The following is a 26897-nucleotide window of genomic DNA, read 5'->3' as shown; positions in this document are numbered from 1 at the left end:
CTAAGCGTAATCAAAAGAAGGGGTGTTTTATGTCATCCGATTTCAAGATCAAAGTTCAAAGCTTTGGTCGTTTCCTCAGCAACATGGTGATGCCAAATATCGGCGCGTTTATCGCGTGGGGTATCATCACTGCATTGTTTATTCCGACAGGGTGGTTGCCTAACGAAACGCTGGCGAAACTTGTTGGCCCAATGATTACTTACCTGCTGCCACTGCTCATCGGTTTCACCGGTGGTCGTCTGGTGGGCGGTGACCGTGGTGGCGTCGTGGGTGCCATCACCACGATGGGGGTTATCGTCGGCGCGGATATGCCGATGTTCCTCGGGGCGATGATTGCCGGCCCTCTGGGCGGCTGGGCGATTAAGAAATTCGACGTCTGGGTTGATGGTAAGATCAAATCCGGCTTCGAAATGCTGGTGAACAACTTCTCTGCGGGCATCATCGGGATGATCCTCGCGATTCTGGCGTTCCTCGGCATTGGCCCGGCAGTTGAAGTCCTGTCTAAAATTCTGGCGGCTGGCGTTAACTTCATGGTGGCGCACGAGATGCTGCCGCTGGCGTCTATCTTTGTTGAACCGGCGAAAATCCTGTTCCTCAACAACGCCATTAACCACGGTATCTTCTCGCCGCTGGGTATTCAGCAGTCGCATGACCTCGGCAAGTCCATCTTCTTCCTGATTGAAGCCAACCCGGGCCCGGGTATGGGTGTGCTGCTGGCGTACATCTTCTTTGGTCGCGGCAGCGCGAAGCAGTCTGCTGGCGGTGCGGCTATCATCCACTTCCTGGGCGGTATCCACGAAATTTACTTCCCGTACGTACTGATGAACCCACGTCTGATCCTGGCCGTTATCCTCGGCGGTATGACCGGCGTGTTCACCCTGAGCGTGCTGGGCGGTGGCCTGGTGTCTCCGGCCTCTCCGGGCTCTATCCTGGCGGTGCTGGCAATGACGCCAAAAGGGGCTTACTTCGCAAACATCGCGGCCATCTTTGCCGCCATGGCGGTCTCCTTCGTGGTCTCTTCTATTCTGCTGAAAACCAGCAAAGTGAAAGAAGATGATGACATCGAAGCAGCAACCCGTCGTATGCACGACATGAAAGCCGAATCCAAAGGCGCGACCCCACTGGCCGCCGGTGATGTCTCTAACGACCTGAGCCACGTGCGTAAAATCATCGTGGCCTGTGATGCTGGTATGGGTTCCAGCGCAATGGGTGCAGGCGTGCTGCGTAAGAAAGTGCAGGATGCGGGTCTGACCAACTTCCTCGACAGCGGCCTGTACACCAGCCTGACCGAGCGTTTGGTTGCCGCGCAGCGTCACGAAGATAACGAAGTGAAAGTGCGCACCAGCCTGCAGGACAGCTTTGACGAGAGCAATACCCACCTGTTCAAACTGGGGGCGGAGAACATCTTCCTCGGTCGCACTGCGGCAACCAAAGAAGAAGCGATTCGCTTTGCCGGTGAGCAGCTGGTAAAAGGCGGCTACGTTCAGCCTGAATACGTAGACGCGATGCTGGAACGTGAAAAACTGACGCCAACCTACCTGGGCGAATCCATCGCGGTGCCGCACGGTACGGTGGAAGCGAAAGATCGCGTTCTGAAAACCGGCGTCGTATTCTGTCAGTACCCGCAGGGCGTGCGCTTCGGTGAAGAAGAAGACGACATCGCCCGTCTGGTGATTGGTATCGCCGCGCGTAACAACGAGCACATTCAGGTGATTACCAGCCTGACTAACGCACTGGATGATGAGTCTGTCATTGAGCGTCTGGCCAATACCACCAGCGTGGAAGAAGTGCTGGCTCTGCTTAACAAATAAGTTCTCTTCCCTCTCCCCTCCGGGGAGAGGGCTAGGGTGAGGGGAAAACGTTCCTCACCCCAGCCCTCTCGGGTAAAAACATTGATTAAGGTTAACACTATGAAAGCATTACATTTTGGCGCAGGTAATATCGGTCGTGGCTTTATCGGCAAACTGCTGGCAGACGCGGGCATTACGCTGACATTCGCCGATGTAAATCAGGTCGTTCTGGATGCCCTGAATGACCGTCATAGCTACCAGGTACATGTGGTGGGTGAAAATGAGCAGGTTGAAACGGTCACTGGCGTCAACGCGGTAAGCAGTATCGGCGACGACGTTATCGACCTTATCGCCAGCGTTGACCTGGTCACCACGGCGGTGGGCCCGGTGGTACTGGAGCGTATCGCCCCTGCGGTGGCAAAAGGCCTGGCAAAACGTAAAGCGCAGGGCATCGACACCCCGCTGAACATCATTGCCTGCGAGAACATGGTGCGCGGCACCACGCAGCTCAAAGGCCACGTGCTCAACGCCGTAGCAGAGGAAGACAAAGCCTGGGTGGAAGCGCACGTCGGGTTTGTGGATTCCGCCGTTGACCGTATCGTCCCGCCGTCAGAATCTGCGACCAACGATCCGCTGGAAGTGACCGTGGAAACCTTCAGCGAGTGGATCGTTGATAAAACCCAGTTTAAAGGCACGCTGCCGACCATTCCGGGAATGGAATTAACCGATAACCTGATGGCATTTGTCGAACGCAAACTCTTCACGCTGAACACCGGGCATGCTATAACCGCCTACCTCGGGAAATTGGCCGGTCATCAGACCATTCGCGACGCGATCCTTGATGATAAGATCCGTGCGGTGGTGAAAGGGGCAATGGAAGAGAGCGGCGCGGTGCTGATCAAACGCTACGGTTTTGATGCTGACAAACATGCAGCATACATCCAGAAAATCCTCGGTCGTTTTGAAAACCCGTATCTGAAAGATGACGTTGAGCGCGTAGGCCGCCAGCCGCTGCGTAAACTGAGCGCGGGCGATCGCCTGATTAAGCCGCTGCTGGGTACGCTGGAATACGGCCTGCCGCACGCCAACCTGGTGAAAGGGATTGCCGCCGCGATGCACTATCGCAGCGAGCAGGATCCCCAGGCGATTGAGCTGGCTCAGTTGATTGACGACAAAGGCGCGCAAGCTGCGCTGGCGCAGATTTCCGGTCTGGACGCCAACAGCGACGTGGTTGTGGAGGCGGTTAACGCATACAACGCAACCAAATGATGCACAGTGAGGCGCAGGTCATCCTGCGCCCTGATTACAGATTGTCAGATATGCAGGCAATAATGGAACAAACCCAGGCCTTTGAAAATCGTGTGCTTGAGCGTCTGAATGCTGGCAAAACCGTACGAAGTTTCCTGATTGCCGCCGTCGAGCTATTAACCGAGGCGGTGAATATCCTGGTGCTTCAGGTGTTCCGCAAAGACGACTACGCGGTAAAATATGCTGTAGAACCGTTACTGGACGGAGACGGACCGCTGGGCGATTTATCCGTGCGTCTGAAGCTGATTTATGGTCTTGGCGTGCTGAACCGACAAGAGTATGAAGATGCGGAGCTGTTGATGGCGCTGCGCGAAGAGCTCAATCATGACGGTAATGAGTACACCTTTACCGATGACGAGATCCTTGGCCCCTTTGGGGAGCTGCATTGCGTCACTGCGCTCCCCCCTGCCCCCCATTTTGACAACAGCGACCCTGAGCTGTACGCGATGCAAAAGCTGCGTTATCAACAGGTTGTCCGTTCCACGATGGTCCTCTCCCTGACTGAGCTGATTTCCCGAATCAGCTTAAAAAAAGCGTTTCAGAAGTAAGCCTGCTCACATTGGTGTATCCTTCCCTGTAAATTCCCCGTTTTCAGAGTTATTTGTCATGAAAGAAGTCGAAAAGAACGAAATTAAACGCCTGAGCGACCGCCTGGATCTGATCCGCCACCAGATGGCAGGTCTCTCGCTGGTCGATTCCGCCGAGAAGTACGCCGAGCTTGAGAAAGAGGCCGCGAAGCTGGAAGCGGAGATCGAGCGTTTGCGTGAAGTTAAAGGCCAGAAGCTGAGCAAAGAAGCGCAGAAGCTGATGAACATGCCGCACCGCCGCGCGATCACCAAAAAAGAGCAGGCCGACATGGGCAAGCTGAAGAAAAGCGTCCGTGGTCTGGTGGTGGTCCACCCGATGACCGAGCTTGGCCGCGAAATGGGCCTGAAAGAGATGACGGGTTTTTGTAAGACGGCATTCTGATTTCATGCCGGGTGGCGCTGCGCTTACCCGGCCTACTCTTTTCCCCTTCGCGTGAATTGGTCCAACCAATAGCGCAATCAATCCTCCCCCGGTTCACAATTCCATCATTTTCGCTCACAAAACCATTGCTAGCTCATAACATCTGGTTAACCATTCATTGTCATTAACCCTACAACACAATATTGGCAGGACCACTTTTACACAGACTGTGACGCAGAGATGAGCGGAGACTCACCCGCAGCGCAGGCTGTCTGGTCCCCAGGAGACCTGCATGAGCCTCTGGCAACAAAACTACGACCCGGCCGGAAATATCTGGCTGTCGAGCCTGATCGCATCGCTGCCGATCCTGTTCTTCTTCTTTGCGCTGATTAAGCTCAAGCTGAAGGGCTACCTTGCCGCGACGTACACCGTCGCCATCGCGCTGCTGGTGGCGCTGTTCTTCTACAAAATGCCGGTCGATCGCGCCCTGGCCTCCGTCGTATACGGTTTCTTCTACGGCCTGTGGCCGATTGCGTGGATCATCATCGCCGCGGTGTTTGTCTATAAAATCTCGGTGAAAACCGGGCAGTTCGACATCATCCGCTCGTCGATTCTCTCCATCACGCCGGATCAGCGCCTGCAGATGTTGATTGTCGGCTTCTCTTTTGGGGCGTTTCTTGAAGGGGCCGCTGGCTTCGGCGCACCGGTGGCGATCACCGCCGCGCTGCTGGTCGGGCTGGGCTTTAACCCACTGTATGCCGCGGGACTGTGTCTGATTGTGAACACCGCACCGGTGGCGTTTGGCGCAATGGGGATCCCGATTCTGGTCGCAGGCCAGGTGACCGGGCTGGACAGCTTTGAGATCGGCCAGATGGTGGGCCGCCAGCTGCCGTTCCTGACCATTATCGTCCTGTTCTGGATCATGGCGATTATGGATGGCTGGCGCGGCGTGAAAGAGACGTGGCCTGCGGTGATGGTCGCCGGCGGTTCGTTCGCTATTGCACAGTACCTCAGCTCCAACTTCCTCGGCCCGGAGCTGCCGGACATCATCTCTTCGCTGGTCTCGCTGGTCTGTCTGACGCTGTTCCTGAAGCGCTGGCAGCCGGTACGTATTTTCCGCTTCGCCGACATGGGCGCCTCACAGGTCGATCAAACCCTGGCGCGTACAGGCTATACCGCAGGCCAGGTCATCCGCGCATGGTCGCCGTTCCTTTTCCTGACTGCCACGGTGACGCTCTGGAGCATCCCGCCGTTTAAGGCCCTGTTTGCCCCAGGTGGCGCGCTGTATGACATGGTGATTAACATCTCTGTGCCGTTCCTCGATAAGATGGTCGCCCGTATGCCGCCGGTGGTGCACGCCGCCACGCCGTATGCCGCGGTCTATAAATTCGACTGGTTCTCCGCTACCGGCACCGCCATTCTGTTTGCCGCTATTCTTTCTGTTGTGTGGCTGCGCATGAAGCCTGCCGCTGCGGTGCAGACCTTTGCGGCGACCATTAAAGAATTGATGCTGCCGATCTACTCCATCGGCATGGTACTGGCGTTCGCGTTTATCTCGAACTACTCCGGCCTGTCATCGACGCTGGCACTGGCGCTGGCGCATACCAGCCACGCATTTACCTTCTTCTCGCCGTTCCTCGGCTGGCTGGGGGTGTTCCTGACCGGTTCAGATACCTCGTCTAACGCCCTGTTCGCCGCCCTGCAGGGGACGGCCGCCCAGCAAATCGGCGTCTCAGACGTGCTGTTAGTGGCCGCGAATACCACCGGCGGTGTGACCGGGAAGATGATCTCTCCGCAGTCCATCGCCATTGCCTGTGCGGCGGTGGGACTGGTCGGTAAAGAGTCGGATCTGTTCCGCTTTACCGTGAAACACAGCCTGATATTCACCTGCATGGTCGGGGTGATTACCACCCTGCAGGCCTATGTCTTAACCTGGATGATCCCATGATAGTGATGCCCAGACGCCTGTCCGACGAGATTGCCTCTCGCGTGCGGGCGCTGATTGAAGAACAACAGCTGGAAGCGGGCATGAAATTGCCCGCCGAGCGCCAGCTCGCCGCCCAGCTTGGCGTATCACGCAACTCACTGCGTGAAGCACTGGCCACGCTGGTCAGCGAAGGGGTACTGGTGAGCCGTCGCGGCGGCGGCACCTTTGTACGCTGGCAGCATGACGACTGGTCCGAGCAAAACATCGTTCAGCCGCTGAAAACGCTGATGGAGAACGACCCGGACTACAGCTTCGACATCCTTGAAGCGCGTCACGCCATCGAAACCAGTACCGCCTGGCACGCGGCCATGCGGGCAACCGACGCCGACAAAGAGAAGCTCAAAGCCTGCTTTGAGGCCACGCAAAGCAGCGACCCGGATATCGCCTCCCAGGCGGACGTGCGTTTTCACCTGGCGATTGCCGAGGCGTCGCACAACGTGGTGCTGCTCCAGACCATGCGCGGTTTCTTCGACCTGCTGCAATCCTCCGTGAAGCAGAGCCGCCAGCGCATGTATCTGGTCCCGCCGGTGTTTGCCCAGCTCACTGAACAACACGAGGCGGTGCTCAACGCCATTCTGGCCGGTGATGCCGGGGCCGCGCGCAAAGCGATGATGGCGCACCTGGGCTTCGTGCACACCACTATTAAACGATTCGATGAAGACCAGGCCCGACAGGCGCGTATTACCCGTCTGCCTGGCGACAGTGATATTTCCAGGGAGAACAAAGCATGATTATTTCAGCAGCCAGTGACTACCGCGCCGCGGCGCAGCGCATTTTGCCCCCGTTCCTGTTCCACTATATCGACGGCGGGGCGTATGCCGAATATACCCTGCGCCGCAATGTGGAAGATCTTTCGGAGGTGGCTCTGCGCCAGCGCGTGCTGAAAAATATGTCTGACCTGAGCCTTGAGACAAAACTGTTTAACGAAACGCTCGCCATGCCGGTGGCCCTTGCGCCCGTAGGCCTGTGCGGCATGTACGCCCGTCGCGGGGAAGTGCAGGCGGCCGCCGCGGCGGATGCCAAAGGCATTCCGTTTACCCTCTCTACCGTGTCCGTCTGCCCGATCGAAGAGGTCGCCCCCACCATCAAGCGCCCAATGTGGTTCCAGCTGTACGTCCTGCGCGATCGCGGCTTTATGCGTAACGCGCTGGAGCGCGCCAAAGCAGCAGGCTGCTCCACGCTGGTCTTTACTGTCGATATGCCGACACCTGGCGCGCGCTACCGTGATGCCCACTCCGGCATGAGCGGCCCGAATGCCGCCCTGCGCCGCTACTGGCAGGCAGTGACCCACCCGCAATGGGCCTGGGATGTTGGCCTGAACGGCCGTCCGCACGATCTGGGAAATATCTCGGCGTATCTGGGTAAACCGACCGGGCTGGAAGATTACATCGGCTGGCTGGCGAACAATTTCGATCCGTCCATCTCCTGGAAAGACCTGGAGTGGATCCGCGAATTCTGGGACGGCCCGATGGTGATCAAAGGGATCCTCGACCCGGAAGATGCCCGCGACGCGGTACGCTTTGGCGCAGACGGGATTGTGGTTTCTAACCACGGCGGACGCCAGCTTGACGGGGTGCTCTCTTCCGCGCGCGCCCTGCCGGCGATAGCCGATGCGGTGAAAGGCGATATTGCCATCCTGGCCGATAGCGGCATCCGCAACGGGCTGGACGTGGTGCGTATGATTGCGCTGGGTGCCGACAGCGTGCTGCTGGGTCGGGCATATCTGTATGCGCTGGCCACCAGCGGCCAGGCTGGCGTGGCAAATCTGCTTAACCTGATCGAAAAAGAGATGAAGGTGGCGATGACGCTGACCGGTGCGAAAACGATCGGCGAAATCAGTAAAGATTCTCTGGTGCAGGAGTTAAATAAATTACCGGCAGCGCTGGCTCCCCTTGCTCAGGGTAACGCCGCCTGACGCTTCCCCCCGTTGCCTTCCCTCACGCGTCCGATCCCCCCTCGGGCGCTTTTTTCTGCCAAAAATAACATCCAGATAACATATTGGATAAGAAAATTTGACATCCCCCTGCCGTCCGCAATTGTATAGACAAGCAAATACAAGAACACAAAAACAACATCACATCAGAGGGGTGCGTATGACGTATTCAGGCAAGGTGGATATTCAGCAGGTGATCGATGACAGTCGCTTTTCAGGATTTCACTGGCTTCTTATCGTGCTGGGTTTCCTGGTTCTGGCGATCGATGGTTTTGATACGGCGGCGATGGGCTACATTGCGCCTACGCTGTCGGCTGAATGGGGTATCCATAAACAGGATCTGGGGCCGGTGCTAAGTGCGGCGCTGCTGGGGCTGTCACTGGGCGCGCTGATCGCCGGTCCGGTGTCGGACAGAATGGGGCGTAAGCGCGTGCTGGTCTTTTCGTGTCTGTTCTTTGGTCTTGCAAGCCTGGGTGCCGCCTGGGCGCAAACCCTTAACACCCTGACGCTATGGCGGTTCCTGACGGGGCTGGGGCTGGGGGCGGCAATGCCTAACGCTATCACGCTTATCTCAGAATTTGCCCCTCAGCGCTGTCGCGCCATGGCGATTAACACCATGTACTGCGGTTTCCCTCTGGGCGCGGCGGGCGGCGGAGCGATCTCCTCCTGGCTGATTCCTCATCATGGCTGGCGGAGCGTACTGCTGACCGGCGCGATTGCCCCGCTGATGTTAACGCTGCTGCTGGCGCTGTTTTTGCCAGAGTCGGTGAAATTTCTGGTGCAGCGCGGGAAAGACGTGATGCTGATCCGCCGCATCGCCAGCCGTTTCGCCCGCAGCACGCTGGATGGCGTGACCGGCTTTTTCCTGCAGGAGGAACGGGTCGTCTCTAAAAAAGGGAGCGTGGCGCAGCTGTTTTCCATGCCCTGGCTACCCGGCACCCTGATGCTGTGGGTGACCTATTTTATGGGGCTGGTGATTTATTACGTCCTGCTGAGCTGGATGCCGACGCTGATGCAGGGGATGGGTTATGCTCTGACGGAATCCGCCTGGCTGACGTCACTGTTCACCTTTGGCGGTACCGCAGGCATTCTGCTCGCAGGCTGGATGATGGACCGCTGGGAAGCGCACAAAGTGGTCGCAGGAGGATTTGTCCTGACCATGGGGCTGATCCTGCTGCTTGGCCTTGAGCATAACCATATCGTCCTGTTTGGCGCCTTGATATTCCTGATGGGGATCGCGATGAACGGCGCGCAATCGGGCATGCAAACCCTGGCCGCCACCTTTTATCCCACCGAATGTCGCGCGACGGGCATCGCCTGGATGCAGGGGATCGGCCGTTTTGGCGGCGTGGCGGGCACCATGACCAGCGCGCAACTGCTTTCGCTGCAGTGGCAGGCAGACAGTATTTTAATGATCCTCAGCCTGCCCGCACTGGTCGCCGCGGGGGCCACCGTCTATAAAATGCTGCGCTGTCGCCTGCAGGAACCCGGCGTCGCGTAGTCCCTCTCTTTTCTGCTATTCTGCCCCCGCAATTAAGGGGGCAGTATGCTTAACATCGTTTTATTCGAACCAGAAATTCCGCCAAATACCGGCAATATTATTCGCCTGTGTGCCAACACCGGTTTTCGCCTGCATATCATTGAGCCGATGGGCTTTACGTGGGACGACAAACGTCTGCGCCGCGCAGGGCTGGATTATCATGAATTTACCGCCGTGGTGCGCCACCCTGATTACGCCGCGTTTCTGGAAAGCGAAAAGCCGCAGCGCATGTTCGCCCTGACCACTAAAGGGACGCCCGCACACAGCGCCGTGAGCTATCAGGAGGGTGACTATCTGATGTTTGGCCCGGAAACGCGCGGCCTGCCCGCCACAATCCTTGATGCCCTGCCCGCTGAGCAGAAAATCCGTATTCCGATGATGCCGGACAGCCGCAGCATGAACCTGTCGAACGCGGTGTCGGTGGTGGTCTATGAAGCATGGCGCCAGCTTGGGTATCCGGGCGCCATTCTAAGGTAGGCCCGGTAAGCGCAGCGCCACCGGGCAAAATCTCAGATGCCGTCACCGTACTCAAAGGTATGGTGAATGCCGTTGAAGTGCTGGTCCATATCCATGGACGGTTTATCGCTGTCGGGTTTGCCGACGATGCGCGCCGGCACGCCAGCGGCGGTGGTGTGCGGCGGCACAGGCTGCAGCACGACAGACCCCGCGCCAATTTTCGCGCCGCGCCCCACTTCAATATTGCCGAGGATCTTGGCGCCCGCGCCAATCATCACCCCTTCACGAATTTTCGGATGGCGATCGCCGCTGGTTTTACCGGTACCGCCCAGGGTAACCGACTGCAGGATCGAGACATCATCTTCAATGACCGCCGTTTCACCGACAACAATGCCGGTGGCATGGTCGAGCATGATCCCGCGGCCAATTTTCGCGGCCGGGTGAATATCCACCTGGAAGGTTACGGAAACCTGGTTTTGCAGGAAAATAGCCAGCGCGCGGCGGCCTTCATTCCATAACCAGTGGCCGATGCGGTAAGCCTGCAGGGCGTGGAAGCCTTTCAGGTACAGCAGCGGCGTAGAATATTTGTCGACGGCAGGGTCACGGGTGCGCACGGCCTGGATATCGCAGGCGGCAGAGGCGATCATCTCCGGGTCAGCGGCGTAAGCTTCTTCCACCACTTCACGAATGGCGATGGCGGGCATGATCGAGGACGCCAGCTTGTTGGCAAGCATATAGCTCAGAGCGCTGCCGAGGTTTTCGTGCTTGAGTAACGTTGCATGGTAGAAACTGGCCAGCATCGGCTCACAGTCGGCCAACGCCCGGGCTTCGGCTTTAATATTATTCCAGACGATATCCAGTTCTTCACACGGCATTGCTAACTCCAGACGATAGTATAATGACCAGCCAGTTCTGCGCTGGCTGGGTCATTCAGGTGATAACGGTTCCGACTAGTTACTGCTGCGCTCGTCCTTGCGCGCACGACCTAATAAGGTCAATGCTGCCTCGCGCGCATTTTTTCCGCAATACAATACCTGATAAATTTCCTCGGTTATTGGCATTTCGACACCAAACCGGTGCGCCAATTCGCGAACTTCTTTGGTATTGCGGTAGCCTTCAACCACCTGACCAATCTTCTCCTGCGCGGCTTTCACATCGCTGCCCTGTCCGAGCATCATCCCAAAGCGGCGGTTACGGGACTGATTGTCGGTACAGGTCAACACCAGATCGCCTAAGCCCGCCATCCCCATAAAGGTGGCCGGATCGGCACCCAGCGCTTCGCCAAGGCGGGACATCTCGGTTAAGCCGCGGGTGATCAGCGCCGTACGTGCGTTGGCACCGAAACCAATGCCGTCGGACATGCCGGCACCAATCGCAATCACGTTCTTCACCGCCCCACCCAGCTGTACGCCGATAAAATCGGGGTTGCTGTAGACGCGGAAGCTCTTGCCGCAGTGCAGCAGTTGTTGCAGATCGTCGGAGAAGGTCTGATCGGTTGATGCCAGCGAAATCGCCGTTGGCAGGCCAGCGGCCAGCTCTTTGGCAAAGGTCGGGCCCGAAATCACCGCCAGCGGGATATCATCACCCAGCGCTTCACGGGCAACATCCTGCAGCAGGCGTCCGGTTTCGGCTTCCAGCCCTTTCGTCGCCCACACAATGCGTGCATCCGGGCGCATCAGCGGCTTAATCTGACGCAGCACTTCCCCGAATACATGGCTCGGGACGACAATCAGAATGTTGCGGCTGGCCGCCAGCGCGGTCGCAAGGTCGCTTTCCAGGTGCAGGGAGTCAGGGAACGGAACGTCCGGGAGAAACGCCACGTTGCAGCGGTCGCGCTGCAGCGTCGCGATATGTTTTGGGTCGTGGCCCCACAGGACCACCTCGTGACCATTTCTTGCCAGCGTGATGGCAAGAGCGGTGCCGTATGAGCCGGCACCGATCACAGTCATTGACGCATTAACAGTGCTCATCAGGCATCCTGATGTTGTTCAGCACCTTCGCCAGCCTGCTGCTGCAGATAGTTCATGAACAGCGCATCAAAGTTAACTGGCGCAAGGTTCAGTTGCGGGAATGTACCGCGGGAAACCAGGCTGGTGATGCATTCACGCGCATACGGGAACAGAATGTTCGGGCAGTATGCACCCAGGCAATGCGCCATCTGGTTACCTTCGATACCGCCGATGGAGAAGATCCCCCCCTGCTGTACTTCACACAGGAAAGCCGTCTCTTCGCCCAGAGAGGCGGTCACGGTCACACGCAGTACGACTTCATACACGTCATCAGCCAGCTGGGTTGATGCGGTATCCAGATCAAGTTTAACCTCTGGCTGCCAGTCTTTCTGGAAAACGTGCGGCGCATTTGGCGCTTCGAAAGAGACATCCTTGGTGTAGATACGCTGGATCTGGAAAGTCATTTCGGTGTTGTTTTGTTCTGACATGGAAAAACCCTTTTTAATTGTCCTAAAGTCTCTTAGCTCAGCAGGGGATCGAGTCCACCACGGGCGTCGAGCGCATACAAGTCATCACAGCCGCCAATGTGCTGCGCATCAATAAAAATCTGCGGAACCGTTGTGCGACCACTACGTTGAATCATCTCTTCGCGTTTAATCGCGTCACCGTCGATAGGCAGTTCCTGGAACGTGACGCCTTTGCTGTTCAGCAGCGCTTTCGCACGATGGCAGAACGGGCAGGTCGCTTTGGTGTAGATCTCAATATTGGCCATCACTGAACTCCTTATTTACCGCGCACCAAAGGAAGGTTTTCCCCGCTCCAGCCGGAAATGCCTTCTTTCAGCACAGATACGTTTTCGAAGCCTGCTTTATGCAGCAGGCTGGCGGATTCCTGCGCCTGCATGCCGGTACCGTCAACAACGATAATCGGCTGGGCTTTATGCTTCTCAAGCTCGCCCACGTTATTCGCTTTGATTTCAGCAGGCAGCAGGTTAATCGCACCCGCAATGTGCCCTTTACGGAAATCGTCACGCTGACGCAGATCGACTACGACGGCATCTTCTTTGTTAATCAGACGCGTCGCTTCACCACGGGTGATAACCTTAATCTTAGACGTCAGACCCTTAAATGTGGTGAACAGCACAGCGGCCAGCAGGCCAATCCACGCGATGCTCAGAACCGGATGGCGGCTAACGAATTGCATAATTTCTTGCATGGAGGGTAACTACTCCCGACTTAGTGATTAAAAAAACCAGGACAGGAGTATACCTGTGCGTTGTGGCAAATACAGCCAGCGACCCTAACCTAATCCATTTTCTGCGGCATGCCACCTAAAAAAATGCCTCAAAATGGTCTGAGAAGCACCTTGCCCTTACGCTTTCTTTGATCTTCTGCGGCTATTTGATCGATTCAGCTGTAGTAAAATTACGCAAATTTTGACTCTTGAGCATGAGGTTGTCGCAATGTCGGTTTCTAAAAAACCTATGGTACTGGTGATTCTGGATGGCTATGGCTACCGTGAAGACAGCCAGGATAACGCTATTTTCACCGCCAAAACCCCCGTCATGGATGCGCTGTGGGCAAAACGTCCACATACGCTGATTGACGCGTCTGGCCTGGAAGTGGGCCTGCCGGATCGCCAGATGGGCAACTCCGAAGTGGGTCACGTTAACCTGGGCGCCGGACGTATTGTGTATCAGGACCTGACGCGTCTGGACGTTGAAATCAAAGAACGCACCTTCTTCGCCAACCCAACGCTGTGCGATGCCGTCGATAACGCCGTTGCCGCTGGCAAGGCCGTACATATCATGGGTCTGCTCTCTGCAGGCGGCGTTCACAGTCATGAAGATCACATCATGGCGATGGTTGAATTGGCCGCTGAGCGCGGTGCGGAAAAAATCTATCTGCACGCCTTCCTGGATGGCCGCGATACGCCACCACGCAGCGCAAAAGGCTCCCTGAAAGCCTTCGAAGACAAATTCGCCGCGCTGGGTAAAGGCCGCGTGGCCTCCATTATCGGTCGTTACTACGCCATGGACCGTGACAACCGCTGGGATCGCGTGGAACAGGCCTATGACCTGATGACCCTGGCAAAAGGTGAATTCCAGTTCGCGACCGCCGTTGAAGCGCTTGAAGCCGCTTACGCGCGTGATGAAAACGACGAATTCGTGAAAGCATCCGTGATTCGTGCTGAAGGCCAGGCGGATGCCGCGATGGAAGATGGCGACGCGCTGATCTTCATGAACTTCCGTGCTGACCGCGCGCGTGAAATTACCCGTGCGTTTGTCAACAGCGACTTCGACGGGTTTGCCCGTAAGAAAGTGGTGAACATTAACTTCATCCAGTTGACCGAATATGCCGCTGATATCAAGGCTCCATGCGCATATCCACCCGCTTCACTGGCGAATACCTTCGGTGAGTGGATGGCGAAGAATGATAAGACGCAGCTGCGTATCTCCGAAACCGAGAAATATGCGCACGTCACTTTCTTCTTTAACGGTGGTGTTGAAGAGCCGTTCCCTGGCGAAGAGCGCATTCTGATTAATTCCCCGAAAGTCGCCACCTACGATCTGCAGCCAGAGATGAGCTCTGCTGAGCTGACCGAAAAGCTGGTTGCGGCAATCGTTAGCGGCAAGTACGACACCATCATCTGTAACTATCCGAATGGCGACATGGTGGGTCATACCGGGGTGATGGAAGCGGCAGTAAAAGCAGTTGAAGCGCTGGACCACTGCGTTGAGCAGGTCGCGAAAGCGGTTGAATCCGTTGGCGGCCAGTTGCTGATCACCGCGGATCACGGTAACGCTGAACAGATGCGCGACCCGGCAACTGGCCAGGCGCACACGGCTCACACCAACCTGCCCGTTCCGCTGATTTATGTCGGTGATAAATCACTGAAAGCAGTGGAAGGCGGCAAGCTTTCTGACATCGCGCCAACCATGTTGTCGCTGATGGGGATGCCGATCCCTGAAGAGATGACTGGTAAGCCGCTGTTCATCGTGGAATAATCGCTCCCCATGAGGGGAAAGGCGATTTTTTCAATCACATGGGTCGTGAAGCCGCTTAGGTTATCAGTCAGACCTCTGTTTTACGCCAGCGCACTCAGCGCTGGCGTATTGCTGTGCGCCGCATCCGCCCACGCGGATGACCGTGACCAGCTGAAATCCATTCAGGCCGATATCGCCGCCAAAGAGCGTGCGGTACGCCAGCAGCAACAGCAGCGCGCCGCCCTGCTCGCCCAGCTTAAGCAGCAGGAAGAGGCCATCTCTGCCGCCACGCGTAAACTCCGTGAAACGCAAAACACCCTTGCCCAGTTGAATAAGCAGATCGACGAGATGAACGCGTCGATTGCCAGACTGGAGCGGCAACGCGATGCGCAGGAGCGCAACCTTGCGGCACAGCTTGATGCCGCATTCCGCCAGGGTGAACACACCGGTCTGCAACTGATCCTCAGCGGTGAAGAGAGCCAGCGCGGCCAGCGCCTGCAGGCCTATTTCGGCTACCTGAACCAGGCGCGTCAGGAGACTATCGCGCAGCTGAAGCAGACGCGCGAAGAGGTCACCACGCAAAAAGCCGAGCTGGAAGAGAAGCAGACCCAGCAGCAGACGCTGCTCTACGATCAGCAGGCCCAGCAGGCAAAACTTGAGCAGGCCCGCAACGAGCGTAAGAAAACCCTTTCCGGCCTTGAATCTTCCATTCAGGAAGGTCAGAGCCAGCTGAGCGAAATGCGCGCCAACGAATCAAAACTGCGTAACAGCATCGCCCGTGCGGAAGCCGCGGCAAAAGCGCGCGCTGAAAAAGAGGCCCGCGAGGCGCAGGCCGTTCGCGACAAACAGCAGGAAGCGTCCCGTAAAGGGACGACCTACAAGCCAAGCGAAAGCGAACGTTCCCTGATGTCACGTACCGGCGGCCTGGGCTCGCCTCGCGGTCAGGCTTACTGGCCCGTTCGTGGTTCAATTCTGCATCGCTATGGCGAACAGCTGCAGGGTGAGCTACGTTGGAAAGGGATAGTTATCGGTGCGTCTGAAGGTAGCGAAGTGAAAGCCATCGCTGATGGCCGCGTGATTCTGGCCGACTGGCTGCAGGGTTACGGGCTGGTGGTCGTGGTCGAACACGGTAAAGGCGATATGAGTCTTTACGGCTACAACCAGAGCGCGCTGGTCAGCGTCGGCACACAGGTGCGCGCGGGCCAACCCATCGCCCTTGTGGGCAGCAGTGGCGGTCAGGGCCGCCCGTCACTCTATTTCGAAATTCGTCGTCAGGGTCAGGCGGTCAATCCACAGCCGTGGTTGGGAAGATAAGTTTTGCTTCAATTTCGTCGCATTGTTCTCTCCGTCGTCAGCGCACTGGCGCTGGCTGCACCGGTATATGCAGGTAAACTCGCCATTGTGATTGATGACTTCGGTTATCGTCCACATTATGAAAATCAGGTGCTGGCGATGCCGTCAGCCATCTCTGTCGCCGTCCTTCCGAATGCGCCCCACGCGCGTGAGATGGCGACTAAAGCCCATAACGCCGGGCATCAGGTCCTCATCCATCTGCCGATGGCACCGCTCAGCAAGCAGCCGCTGGAAAAAGACACCCTGCGCCCGGATATGAGCAGCGATGAGATCGAGCGCATCATCCGCGACGCATACAACAAAGTGCCGTATGCCGTAGGGTTGAACAACCATATGGGCAGCGCGATGACCTCGAGCCTGTACGGGATGCTTAAAGTGATGCAGGCGCTGGAGCGCTACAACCTCTATTTCCTCGACAGCATGACCATCGGCAACAGTCAGGCGATGCGTGCCGCACAGGGAACGGGCGTCAAAGTCATTAAGCGTAAAGTGTTCCTGGATGATACCCAGAACGAAGCCGATATCCGCGTGCAGTTTAATCGCGCGGTGCAGCTGGCCCGCCGCAATGGCTCGGCCATTGCCATCGGTCACCCGCACCCGTCTACCGTTCGCGTTCTGCAACAAATGCTGCCGACGTTACCTTCTGATATCACGCTGGTGCGCCCGAGCGATCTGCTGAACGAGCCGCAGGTGGATACCTCTACGCCGAATTCTGCACAGCCCGCGCCGACAGCGCCGCGTAATCCGTTCCGCGGCGTGAAGCGCTGCGTGCTGAAGCAGCCGCCTGAACCGGTCTACGCGACTCGCTTCTTCTCTGTCATTGGTGACAGCATCAGCAACAGTACGCTGGTGAAATACGTCCAGCAGCAGTGGCAGGGATGGGGAAAAAAAGCGTGATTGCCTGACGCTTATTTTGCCGTCTGAGAGTCCGTATGCTCTTTCGCAACGGGCTCTTTTTTCTCCTGATGCTGATACCAGGATTTGAAATACTTCAAAAAGCTGTAAGCGGTGGCATAGAGTCCTGTCACCACGCCGACTTTGCCCTGACGCCAGGCTCCGCTAAACAGATACCATTTGAAAAACGCCCCGATCGCACTGATTATGCCGCGTCCAATTGAGGGGCGGACAGGCTGGTATTTCACCAGACGGGTGGTGTAACTGTTCAGCTTGTTGAACACTTCATGCAGGTTATAAAACGTGTCGTGGCGCACCCGTCCCGGCATTTTTACTGCAATAATCTTGCCTTCAACTTTGTCGTCCACCGGACGGTGGTTAAAACGGGCCTGGGTACGATTAAACAACCGTACCGGGAAATCGGGAGAGGAGACGGGGTAAATGGTGCGTACCTCTTCACCCAGCACATGCCAGTATCGGGCGATGCGCCAGGCGCGATCGGCGGAAGGTTCATCCCCGGCTTTCAGTGCCAGAATAAAATCGACCGTTTCGGCATCCAGGATCTCATCACTGTCCATACACAACACCCAGTCATTGCTCGCCAGATCAACGGCATAATTCATCTGCGCGCCGTGCATGGCATAGGGGTGATGGTGGATAGAAAGTCCATATTCGCGACAAATATCCAGCGTGGTATCCGTGCTGCCGGAGTCCACAACGACAATTTCATCTGCCACCGTTAACAGTGGCGGGATAACCTCGCGCAATAAACGCGCAGAATTACAGGTCAATAAACAAACGGTGAGCTTGAACATAGGCACTGTAAACGTAAACGGATAATCAACAAACTTTATAAGTGTGTGGGTAAAAAAGCGAAGAAAAAATCAAAATATTCTGATTGCGGATGTCAGAAACGTGAAGAGGGCGTAAAAAAGCGCCCGAAGGCGCTTTCTCTGTTAATCCCAGCTCAGGATCACTTTCCCGGACTGACCGGAACGCATTGCGTCAAAGCCCTGCTGGAACTCATCAATGGAGAATCGATGAGTGATAATCGGGGACAGATCCAGACCAGACTGAATCAGCGCCGCCATCTTGTACCAGGTTTCAAACATCTCACGGCCATAGATGCCTTTGATGAACAGCCCCTTGAAGATGACTTTGTTCCAGTCGATAGACATATCCGACGGCGGAATACCCAGCATCGCGATGCGGCCACCGTGGTTCATGGTATCCAGCATCGTGCGGAACGCCGGTGGCGCACCGGACATCTCCAGACCCACGTCAAAGCCTTCGGTCATGCCCAGCTCTTCCATCACGTCGGTCAGGCTCTCTTTCGAGACATCCACTGCGCGGGTCACGCCCATTTTGCGCGCCAGCGACAGACGATATTCATTCACGTCGGTAATCACGACATTACGTGCCCCAACGTGCTTCGCCACCGCCGCGGCCATAATGCCGATCGGGCCCGCGCCGGAGACCAGCACGTCCTCACCAACCAGATCGAAGGAGAGCGCGGTGTGTACCGCGTTACCGAACGGGTCGAAGATGGAGGCCAGATCGTCAGAAATATTGTCCGGAATTTTGAACGCGTTAAAGGCCGGGATCACCAGGTATTCTGCGAAACAGCCCGGGCGGTTCACGCCCACGCCGATGGTATTACGGCACAGGTGGGTACGTCCGCCGCGGCAGTTACGGCAGTGACCGCAGGTGATATGGCCTTCACCGGAGACACGGTCACCAATTTTGAAGCCTTTTACTTCCTGACCGATACCCACCACTTCGCCAACGTATTCATGGCCGACAACCATCGGTACCGGAATGGTTTTCTGTGACCACTGGTCCCAGTTATAGATGTGAACGTCAGTACCGCAGATAGCCGTTTTACGAATTTTGATCAGCAGATCGTTATGACCGACTTCCGGTTCCGGCACGTCGGTCATCCAAATCCCTTCTTCCGCTTTCAGTTTGGATAACGCTTTCATCTTACGTCCTCAGGCAATGACGCCCAGCTGTTTGCCGATGCTGGTGAAGGCTTCCACCGCACGTTCAATTTGTTCAGGCGTATGCGCCGCAGACATCTGGGTGCGGATACGCGCCTGACCTTTTGGCACCACCGGGAAGAAGAACCCGGTGACGTAAATCCCTTCTTTTTGCAGTTCACGGGCAAAGTTCTGCGCGATGACCGCATCGCCCAGCATGACCGGAATGATCGCGTGGTCAGCACCGGCAAGCGTAAAGCCTGCTGCGCTCATCTTTTCGCGGAACAGACGGGCGTTGGACCACAGGCGATCGCGCAGTTCGGCTCCGGATTCCACCATCTCCAGCACTTTGATGGAGGCAGACACAATAGCCGGCGCCAGGGAGTTGGAGAACAGGTACGGACGGGAGCGCTGACGCAGCCACTCAACCACCTCTTTACGCGCAGCGGTATAGCCGCCGGACGCGCCGCCGAGCGCTTTGCCCAGCGTACCGGTGATGATGTCCACGCGGCCCATCACGTCGCAGTATTCGTGGGAACCACGGCCGTTTTCGCCGACCAAACCGACCGCGTGAGAGTCATCGACCATCACCAGCGCGTCATATTTGTCCGCCAGGTCACACACGCCCTTCAGGTTGGCGATCACACCGTCCATCGAGAACACGCCGTCGGTGGCGATCAGCACATGACGAGCGCCCGCTTCGCGCGCCTCTTTCAGGCGCGCTTCCAGCTCAACCATGTCGTTATTGGCATAGCGGTAGCGCTTCGCTTTGCACAGGCGCACGCCGTCAATGATGGACGCGTGGTTCAGGGCGTCGGAGATAATGGCATCTTCTGCGCCAAGCAGGGTCTCAAACAGACCGCCGTTAGCGTCGAAGCAGGAGGAGTACAGAATGGCGTCTTCCATACCTAAGAAGTTCGCCAGCTTTTTCTCAAGCTGCTTGTGGCTATCCTGGGTACCGCAGATAAAGCGTACGGAAGCCATGCCGAAACCGTGGGTATCCATGCCGTTTTTCGCCGCGGCAATCAGCTCAGGGTGATTCGCAAGACCTAAGTAGTTGTTCGCACAAAAGTTGATCACATGGCTGCCATCGGCAACGGTGATGTCCGCCTGCTGGGCAGACGTGATAATACGCTCTTCCTTGAACAACCCTTCCGCACGTGCGGTGTCGAGGTCGCTGTTTAACTGTTTGTAAAAATCACCACGCATTGCAATTCTCCAGACTCGGCAAATTTCGGGACATATTACCCAAACCTATAGTTCATGACGAGATGACACATTATCTCTTGTCGTTTTTGCAGCAGAAATCACGCGTACCCCTGCGCTGTGAAGGTGAATGGCTGAAGGGCAGCCATACTAATGATATGATAGAAACATTAGCGTCCGGGATTGTCCCCGGGCTTCACACTTCAAAGGTTACAGTTATGATCATCGTTACCGGCGGCGCGGGCTTTATCGGCAGCAATATTGTTAAGGCTCTCAATGACAAAGGCATCACCGACATCCTGGTGGTTGACAACCTGAAAGACGGCACCAAGTTCGTCAACCTGGTGGATCTGAATATCGCTGATTATATGGATAAGGAAGACTTCCTTATCCAGATTATGGCAGGGGAAGAGTTCGGCGAGATCGAAGCCATCTTCCACGAAGGTGCCTGCTCATCCACCACCGAGTGGGACGGCAAGTACATGATGGACAACAACTATCAGTACTCCAAAGAGATTCTGCACTACTGCCTCGAGCGTGAAATTCCGTTCCTGTACGCTTCTTCTGCGGCAACCTACGGCGGGCGTACCACGGACTTCATCGAGTCCCGCGAATATGAGCAGCCGCTGAACGTCTACGGTTACTCTAAATTCCTGTTCGACGAATACGTGCGTCAGGTCCTGCCAGAAGCGAACTCCCAGATTGTCGGCTTCCGCTACTTCAACGTCTACGGGCCGCGCGAAGGTCACAAAGGCAGCATGGCAAGCGTGGCCTTCCACCTGAACACCCAGCTGAATAATGGCGAAAGTCCGAAACTGTTCGAAGGCAGCGACGGCTTTAAGCGTGACTTCGTCTACGTGGGCGACGTGGCCGCCGTAAACCTGTGGTTCTGGGAGAACGGCGTGTCCGGCATCTTCAACCTGGGAACTGGCCGTGCGGAGTCCTTCCAGGCGGTGGCTGACGCCACGCTGGCGTACCACAAAAAAGGCAGCATTGAGTACATTCCGTTCCCGGACAAGCTCAAAGGCCGCTACCAGGCGTTCACCCAGGCGGATCTCACTAACCTGCGTAAAGCAGGCTATGACAAACCGTTCAAAACCGTTGCCGAAGGCGTAACGGAGTATATGGCCTGGCTGAACCGCGACGCGTAAGTATGAGAATTCTGGTGATCGGCCCGTCATGGGTGGGCGACATGATGATGTCGCAAAGTCTCTATCGCACGCTCAAGGCGCGCTATCCCCAGGCGATAATCGACGTGATGGCACCCGCGTGGTGCCGTCCGCTGTTATCGCGCATGCCGGAAGTGAATGACGCCATTCCGATGCCGCTCGGCCACGGGGCGCTGGAAATTGGCGAACGCCGTAAACTCGGCCACAGCCTGCGCGAGAAGCGCTATGACCGCGCGTATGTCCTGCCAAACTCCTTTAAATCCGCCCTGGTGCCTTTCTTTGCGGGCATCCCGCACCGCACCGGCTGGCGCGGTGAAATGCGCTACGGCCTGCTGAACGACGCACGCGTGCTGGATAAAGAGGCCTGGCCGCTGATGGTGGAGCGCTATGTGGCGCTGGCCTATGACAAAGGGGTCATGCGCAGCGCGAAAGATCTGCCGCAGCCGCTGCTCTGGCCACAGCTTCAGGTTAACGAGGGTGAAAAATCCCACACCTGCAACGCGTTTGGTCTTTCGTCGGAACGTCCGATGATTGGCTTCTGCCCTGGCGCCGAGTTCGGCCCGGCAAAACGCTGGCCGCACTATCACTATGCGGAGCTGGCGAAACAGCTGATTGACGAAGGCTACCAGATTGTCCTGTTCGGTTCGGCAAAAGACCACGAGGCGGGCAACGAAATCCTCGCGACGCTCAGTACCGAGCAACAGGCGTGGTGCCGTAACCTGGCGGGAGAAACCCAGCTTGAGCAGGCGGTGATCCTGATTGCCGCCTGTAAAGCCGTGGTCACCAACGACTCCGGGCTGATGCACGTTGCTGCTGCGCTCAACCGCCCGCTGGTTGCGCTGTATGGCCCAAGCAGCCCGGACTTCACGCCACCGCTTTCGCATAAAGCGCGCGTTATTCGGTTGATCACGGGCTATCACAAAGTGCGCAAAGGCGATGCAGCAGAAGGCTATCACCAGAGCCTGATCGACATTACCCCGCAGCGCGTTCTTGAAGAGCTTAACGAACTGCTGTTGAGCGAAGAAGGATAACGGATGCGGGTATTGATCGTTAAAACGTCGTCGATGGGCGATGTGCTGCACACGCTGCCGTCACTGACGGACGCCATGCAGGCCCTACCGGGCATTCGTTTTGACTGGGTGGTGGAAGAGGGCTTCGCGCAGATCCCCACCTGGCACGAAGCGGTCGACCGCGCGATCCCGGTGGCGATTCGTCGCTGGCGCAAAGCGTGGTTCTCCGCGCCGATTAAAGCCGAACGCAAGGCCTTCCGCGAGGCGGTACAGGCGCAGCGTTATGATGCCATCATCGACGCCCAGGGGCTGGTCAAAAGCGCCGCGCTGGTGACGCGACTGGCACACGGCATAAAGCACGGCATGGACTGGCAGACCGCCCGCGAACCGCTGGCGAGCCTGTTCTATAACCGCCGTCACCACATTGCAAAACAACAGCATGCCGTCGAACGAACCCGCGAGCTGTTTGCAAAAAGCCTCGGTTATGCCAAACCGGAAACCCAGGGTGATTACGCCATTTCGCAGCACTTCCTTCACAGTTCGCAGCAAGAAGGCGCACCGTATTTGATTTTTCTGCATGCGACGACCCGCGACGACAAACACTGGCCGGAAGCGCACTGGCGCGAACTGATCGGCCTGCTGGGGAGTGCAGGGTTACGTATCAAACTCCCGTGGGGCGCTCCCCATGAAGAAGCGCGCGCCAAACGCCTGGCGGCAGGGTTTGATTATGTGGACGTTCTGCCGCGCATGAAACTGGATGGCGTCGCCCGGACGCTGGCCGGCGCTACGGCAGTGGTCTCCGTGGATACGGGCCTCAGCCACCTGACGGCGGCGCTGGATCGACCTAATATTACGCTTTACGGCCCAACGGACCCGGGCCTTATCGGCGGCTATGGAAAAAATCAATATATCTGCCGCCCGGAACACTCATCGCAGCTGAGCGACCTCAGTGCCGCTGCGGTATTTGCGCAATTAGAGCCTTTGCTGGCAGCAGAGAGAGCTTATGTCTGATTTTTTCTCAACGGAGCGTCCACCCAGGCGCGTACTGATCGTTAAATTACGTCACCACGGTGACGTGCTACTTACTTCGCCGGTGTTCACCGTATTGAAAAAGAACTGGCCGAACGTGGAAGTCGATGCGCTGGTCTATGACGACACGCAGGCGATGCTGACCAGCCATCCGCATATCGACCAGGTCCATACCATTGGGCGCAACTGGCGCAAGAAGGGCTGGTTTGAACAATTCCGCCTCTACCGCGCGCTGCTCACGACCCTGAAAGGCCGTCAGTATGACGTGCTGATTAACCTGACCGAACACTGGCACGGCGCGCGTCTGGCGCGTCGCCTGAAACCGCGCGTTTCCGTCGGCTTCAAACCGGATAAACGCAGCGGCCTTGCGCGTCGTCGCTGGGTGAAATCATTTACCACGCTCTACCCGGCGATCCAGGACAACAGCCGCCATATGGTGGAGGTCAATCTGGATGCCCTGCGCCGGATCGGCATTCATCCGCAGTGCGACGAAGACAAACACACGCTGTTTGTCCCCGGCGACGCGGCGGAAGCCTCCGTTGCTGAAAAGCTGGCCGGTTTTGGACTCACGAGTAAATCCTACATTCTGGTTCACCCGACCTCGCGCTGGATGTTTAAGGCCTGGGATATCAACAAGCTGGCAGCGACCATTGATAACCTGGCGGCGCGCGGCCTGCCGATTATCCTATCCGCCGCGCCGTCAAAAGAAGAGCAGGCCTACATGGACGCGCTGCGCGCTGCGCTCACCCAGCCGGTCTTTGATTTAAGCGGTCAGTTGAACCTGAAAGAGCTGGGCGCGCTCATGAAGCACGCGCGGGTGTACTTCGGTGTCGATTCTATGCCGATGCACCTTGCAAGCGCCGTCGGTACGCCAACCGTCGCCATCTTTGGCCCTACCGGTGCCATCAAGTGGGCGCCGTGGGGGGTGAACTATCGTGTGATTGTCGCCGGGTTCACCTGCCAGCCGTGCGGCAAAGCGGGCTGCGGAGACAGCGGTGTCTCAGACTGCATTACCGCCATCACCCCGCAGCAGGTGCTGAGCGCCATCGATACGATGCTCCTCGAAACGGAAACCCCTGCATGAAGCTGGCGATTGTCCGACAGACTTACAACCCCAACGGTGGCGCAGAGCGTTTCGTCTCGCGTGCGCTGAACGTGCTGGCGCAGGATACGTCGCTTGATGTCACGCTGATTGCCCGCCAGTGGGAGGATGCCGCAGGCTGGAAAACGCTGACGGTCAATCCGCCGTTTCGTAACCGCATCGCCCGTGAGTCCGGTTTTGCCACCGAAGCAGCCGCGCATTTTGCGCAGTTTGATATTGTGCAAAGCCACGAACGCATACCGGGAGCGACCATCTTTCGGGCTGGCGACGGGGTTCACGCCACCTGGCTTGAGCAATATGGCCGCATTCTGTCGCCGCTGGCGCGCTGGGCTCAGTCGCTCAGCCGGTACCACCGCTACATCCTGCAGGCTGAGGCGCAGATGTTTACCCATCCGCAGCTGCGCAAGGTGATCTGTAATTCGAAGATGGTGCGTGATGATATCGCCCGTCGCTTCGGACTGCCGGACGACAAGCTGACGGTGATCTATAACGGCGTCGACACCGTTCAGTTTAGTCCTGAGGTCCGTGCCCTTTCGCAGCGCGATGCGCTGGGTATTCCCCGTAATGCACCGGTGCTGGCGTATGTTGGGTCGGGCTTCAGCCGTAAAGGCGTCGCTACCGCGCTGCGTGCTATTGTGGCGCATCCTGACGTCTGGCTGCTGGTTGCCGGACGCGATAAACATGCCCGGAAGTTTGAAAAACTGGCGCAGACATTGGGTGTTTCCTCACGCGTGACATTCCTGGGGCCGGTGGCCAACGTGCGTGAAGTGTATGGCACGGCGGATGCGCTTATCCTGCCGACGCTCTACGATCCCTTCCCGAACGTCTGCGTGGAAGCGCTGGCCTGCGGTTTACCGCTGCTTACCAGCCACGGCTGCGGCGCGGCAGAGTGGATTATCGAGGGTAAAAACGGCTGGGTGCGTGATGCGCTGGACAGTGAAGGCTACCAGCAGGCCATCTCGCTATGGCTAAAAGGCCAGGAACAGGGTGTTGATTACTCCGCCGCTGCGCGTGCAACTGCCGAGCCCTTCACCCTGGACAGAATGGCGAAAGAGCTACAGGCGCTTTATCGTGATTTGCTGCGCTGAACCGCATCAGAGAAGACTTTCTCCATCGCGTCCAGCATACATTCCCGGGTAAAGTGCGTGCTCAGATAGTCATATCCCTGTTGCGCGAGCGTCTCGCGAAGGGCTGAGTCGTCATAGAGTTGCAGGATGGCATCGTGCAGTGCGTTTTCGTCGCGCTGCGCGATGAGCAATCCCGTTTGCCCGTTAATCACCGCATCTCCCGTTCCACCCGCATCCGTCGCAATGGTCGCAACGCGGCAGGCTAACGATTGCAGCACGCCCTGCGGGACACCTTCCATATCGTGCGAAGGGCTGAGCGCAATATCAAATGCCGGGAACCAGCGTTCCGGATCGGATTGATGCCCCGCCATGACTACGCGCTGCTGTAACCCCAGGGCGGTGATTTCCTGCTCCAGCGCCGCTTTGTGCGGGCCTTCGCCAACAATCGCCAGCCTGATCTGCGGATTGTCGATTTTCGCCAGGGCGCGCAGCAGTACGCTATGGCCTTTGTTCGGGCGCAAATGCGATACCACGCCCAGCCAGAAATCATCCTGAGACAAACCACAATGAGCCCGGGCCTGGTGCTTATCTCCCGGATGGAAACGCTGCGTATCAACGCCGCTTGGCACCGACGTGCTCTGGGACATCGGCACGCCAATGTTTGCCACCTGATGGCGCAGCGCCTCCCCGGTGGTCACGATATGCGCGCAGGCCGTGCGGAACAGCCAGCGGGTCGTCCAGTTGTTACGCGGTACGCCGGACGCATGACGGGTTCTCACCAGCGGTACGGGACTGGAGAGCGTCAAATTCGCCAGCGCCACCAGCCAGGTATCGGCAGAGTTATGGCTGTTAATGACGTCAATTGACTGACGGTTATCCTTCAGCCAGCGACGCAGCAACTGCAGGTTTTTAAGGTTCTTACGCTTCAACGGCATAGTGACCACCGTTAACCCGGCATTGCGCGCCAGGGCGTGCAGCGGCGCGGTTTCCGGACACAGGAGAGTCACCTGGTGGCCACGCTGAATCATCCCTAGCGATTCGTTAATAATGCGCAGAGGCTGTCCGCCTTTGCCGCCGTCTGCTTCAGTGTGAACAATATGCATACATTTCCTGTCGTTAAGCTGAAACCGCTGTTCAGACTGCCGATTATATACGTGGGTATTACGGTAATGCACAGGCGGATTAATCTTG

At 57.2% G+C, this 26897-nt stretch carries 26 protein-coding genes; 17 read left to right on the top strand and 9 right to left on the bottom strand.

From position 1 onward, the window contains the following. The first annotated feature begins 29 nt into the window (after positions 1 to 29). The 9 genes from C5687_RS15360 to trmL all read left to right on the top strand — a co-directional run bounded on the left by C5687_RS15360 (position 30) and on the right by trmL (position 9983). Positions 30 to 1811, top strand: a complete 1782-nt coding sequence (locus C5687_RS15360; protein ID WP_104557264.1) for a PTS mannitol transporter subunit IICBA — start codon at positions 30 to 32, stop codon at positions 1809 to 1811. Positions 1812 to 1910: 99 nt separating this feature from the next. Further along, a complete protein-coding gene (mtlD, locus tag C5687_RS15355; protein WP_047957464.1) occupies positions 1911 to 3059 on the top strand; it encodes a mannitol-1-phosphate 5-dehydrogenase in 1149 nt (382 codons plus the stop codon). Next, positions 3056 to 3646 carry a mannitol operon repressor MtlR gene (gene mtlR, locus C5687_RS15350; protein ID WP_025758418.1) on the top strand — a complete coding sequence of 197 codons (591 nt, stop codon included), beginning with the start codon at positions 3056 to 3058 and terminating at the stop codon, positions 3644 to 3646. The genes mtlD and mtlR overlap by 4 nt, the downstream gene beginning before the upstream one ends. Positions 3647 to 3704: 58 nt before the next feature. Further along, the gene (locus C5687_RS15345; RefSeq protein ID WP_095441432.1) at positions 3705 to 4067 is read left to right on the top strand and encodes a YibL family ribosome-associated protein; all 363 of its coding nucleotides are present in this window, start codon (positions 3705 to 3707) and stop codon (positions 4065 to 4067) included. A 271-nt stretch (positions 4068 to 4338) separates the two neighbouring features. Continuing rightward, positions 4339 to 5994 carry an L-lactate permease gene (gene lldP, locus C5687_RS15340; RefSeq protein ID WP_104557263.1) on the top strand — a complete coding sequence of 552 codons (1656 nt, stop codon included), beginning with the start codon at positions 4339 to 4341 and terminating at the stop codon, positions 5992 to 5994. Beyond that, positions 5991 to 6764: a transcriptional regulator LldR gene (gene lldR / locus C5687_RS15335; protein WP_025758422.1), complete on the top strand. Its 774-nt coding sequence runs from the start codon at positions 5991 to 5993 to the stop codon at positions 6762 to 6764. The genes lldP and lldR overlap by 4 nt, the downstream gene beginning before the upstream one ends. After that, positions 6761 to 7948 (top strand): FMN-dependent L-lactate dehydrogenase LldD, encoded by a 1188-nt coding sequence (lldD, locus tag C5687_RS15330; protein ID WP_047957463.1) that lies wholly within the window; start codon positions 6761 to 6763, stop codon positions 7946 to 7948. The genes lldR and lldD overlap by 4 nt, the downstream gene beginning before the upstream one ends. A 178-nt stretch (positions 7949 to 8126) precedes the next feature. Continuing rightward, on the top strand, positions 8127 to 9467 hold the full coding sequence (locus tag C5687_RS15325; RefSeq protein WP_104557262.1) for an MFS transporter: 1341 nt from the start codon (positions 8127 to 8129) through the stop codon (positions 9465 to 9467). A 45-nt stretch (positions 9468 to 9512) separates the two neighbouring features. Further along, entirely contained in the window at positions 9513 to 9983 is a 471-nt protein-coding gene (trmL, locus tag C5687_RS15320; RefSeq protein WP_025758428.1) for a tRNA (uridine(34)/cytosine(34)/5-carboxymethylaminomethyluridine(34)-2'-O)-methyltransferase TrmL, read from the top strand. Positions 9984 to 10015: 32 nt separating this feature from the next. On the opposite strand, the gene cysE is transcribed toward trmL, so the two are convergent. The 5 genes from cysE to C5687_RS15295 all read right to left on the bottom strand — a co-directional run bounded on the left by cysE (position 10016) and on the right by C5687_RS15295 (position 13126). Then, positions 10016 to 10837 (bottom strand): serine O-acetyltransferase, encoded by an 822-nt coding sequence (gene cysE, locus C5687_RS15315; RefSeq protein ID WP_008502718.1) that lies wholly within the window; start codon positions 10835 to 10837, stop codon positions 10016 to 10018. A gap of 75 nt (positions 10838 to 10912) precedes the next feature. Continuing rightward, positions 10913 to 11932, bottom strand: a complete 1020-nt coding sequence (gene gpsA / locus C5687_RS15310; protein WP_025758430.1) for an NAD(P)H-dependent glycerol-3-phosphate dehydrogenase — start codon at positions 11930 to 11932, stop codon at positions 10913 to 10915. Further along, positions 11932 to 12399, bottom strand: a complete 468-nt coding sequence (gene secB, locus C5687_RS15305) for a protein-export chaperone SecB (protein WP_003860835.1) — start codon at positions 12397 to 12399, stop codon at positions 11932 to 11934. The genes gpsA and secB overlap by 1 nt, the downstream gene beginning before the upstream one ends. 32 nt (positions 12400 to 12431) lie before the next feature. After that, positions 12432 to 12683: a glutaredoxin 3 gene (gene grxC, locus C5687_RS15300; protein ID WP_010426371.1), complete on the bottom strand. Its 252-nt coding sequence runs from the start codon at positions 12681 to 12683 to the stop codon at positions 12432 to 12434. Positions 12684 to 12694: 11 nt separating this feature from the next. Beyond that, a complete protein-coding gene (locus C5687_RS15295) occupies positions 12695 to 13126 on the bottom strand; it encodes a rhodanese-like domain-containing protein (protein ID WP_013094920.1) in 432 nt (143 codons plus the stop codon). A gap of 247 nt (positions 13127 to 13373) precedes the next feature. Between C5687_RS15295 and gpmM the strand changes: the two genes are divergently transcribed. From gpmM to C5687_RS15280, 3 genes are read left to right on the top strand one after another with little or no spacing between them, the layout of a single operon-like run. Next, positions 13374 to 14918, top strand: a complete 1545-nt coding sequence (gpmM, locus tag C5687_RS15290; RefSeq protein WP_059386604.1) for a 2,3-bisphosphoglycerate-independent phosphoglycerate mutase — start codon at positions 13374 to 13376, stop codon at positions 14916 to 14918. A gap of 33 nt (positions 14919 to 14951) precedes the next feature. Further along, complete coding sequence (gene envC, locus C5687_RS15285; RefSeq protein ID WP_025758434.1) at positions 14952 to 16211, top strand: murein hydrolase activator EnvC; 1260 nt, start codon at positions 14952 to 14954, stop codon at positions 16209 to 16211. 3 nt (positions 16212 to 16214) lie between these two features. Continuing rightward, complete coding sequence (locus C5687_RS15280) at positions 16215 to 17147, top strand: divergent polysaccharide deacetylase family protein (RefSeq protein ID WP_045286242.1); 933 nt, start codon at positions 16215 to 16217, stop codon at positions 17145 to 17147. Positions 17148 to 17158: 11 nt separating this feature from the next. On the opposite strand, the gene C5687_RS15275 is transcribed toward C5687_RS15280, so the two are convergent. From C5687_RS15275 to kbl, 3 genes are all read right to left on the bottom strand, one after another. Next, entirely contained in the window at positions 17159 to 17959 is an 801-nt protein-coding gene (locus C5687_RS15275) for a glycosyltransferase family 2 protein (RefSeq protein ID WP_025758436.1), read from the bottom strand. Positions 17960 to 18100: 141 nt separating this feature from the next. Then, positions 18101 to 19126: an L-threonine 3-dehydrogenase gene (tdh, locus tag C5687_RS15270; protein ID WP_021242426.1), complete on the bottom strand. Its 1026-nt coding sequence runs from the start codon at positions 19124 to 19126 to the stop codon at positions 18101 to 18103. 9 nt (positions 19127 to 19135) lie between these two features. After that, entirely contained in the window at positions 19136 to 20332 is a 1197-nt protein-coding gene (kbl, locus tag C5687_RS15265; RefSeq protein WP_104557261.1) for a glycine C-acetyltransferase, read from the bottom strand. Positions 20333 to 20547: 215 nt separating this feature from the next. On the opposite strand from kbl, the gene rfaD reads away from it, so the two are divergent. The 5 genes from rfaD to C5687_RS15240 are packed head-to-tail and all read left to right on the top strand — an operon-like array spanning position 20548 to position 25727. Beyond that, a complete protein-coding gene (rfaD, locus tag C5687_RS15260; RefSeq protein ID WP_104557260.1) occupies positions 20548 to 21480 on the top strand; it encodes an ADP-glyceromanno-heptose 6-epimerase in 933 nt (310 codons plus the stop codon). Positions 21481 to 21482: 2 nt separating this feature from the next. Beyond that, positions 21483 to 22529, top strand: a complete 1047-nt coding sequence (rfaF, locus tag C5687_RS15255) for an ADP-heptose--LPS heptosyltransferase RfaF (protein ID WP_025758441.1) — start codon at positions 21483 to 21485, stop codon at positions 22527 to 22529. 3 nt (positions 22530 to 22532) lie between these two features. Further along, a complete protein-coding gene (gene rfaC / locus C5687_RS15250) occupies positions 22533 to 23519 on the top strand; it encodes a lipopolysaccharide heptosyltransferase RfaC (protein WP_059386609.1) in 987 nt (328 codons plus the stop codon). Then, entirely contained in the window at positions 23512 to 24621 is a 1110-nt protein-coding gene (gene rfaQ / locus C5687_RS15245; RefSeq protein ID WP_104557259.1) for a putative lipopolysaccharide heptosyltransferase III, read from the top strand. Before rfaC ends, rfaQ begins: the two co-directional genes overlap by 8 nt. Continuing rightward, on the top strand, positions 24618 to 25727 hold the full coding sequence (locus C5687_RS15240; RefSeq protein ID WP_104557258.1) for a glycosyltransferase family 4 protein: 1110 nt from the start codon (positions 24618 to 24620) through the stop codon (positions 25725 to 25727). The genes rfaQ and C5687_RS15240 overlap by 4 nt, the downstream gene beginning before the upstream one ends. On the opposite strand, the gene C5687_RS15235 is transcribed toward C5687_RS15240, so the two are convergent. Continuing rightward, a complete protein-coding gene (locus C5687_RS15235; RefSeq protein ID WP_104557257.1) occupies positions 25706 to 26809 on the bottom strand; it encodes a glycosyltransferase family 4 protein in 1104 nt (367 codons plus the stop codon). The two genes, C5687_RS15240 and C5687_RS15235, sit on opposite strands and share 22 nt — an antisense overlap. Positions 26810 to 26897: the final 88 nt, after the last annotated feature.

It is taken from the genome of Enterobacter sichuanensis, assembly GCF_002939185.1.
In the GTDB taxonomy this organism is placed as follows: Bacteria; Pseudomonadota; Gammaproteobacteria; order Enterobacterales; family Enterobacteriaceae; genus Enterobacter; species Enterobacter sichuanensis.
This window is presented reverse-complemented; position numbering and strand designations above follow the sequence as displayed.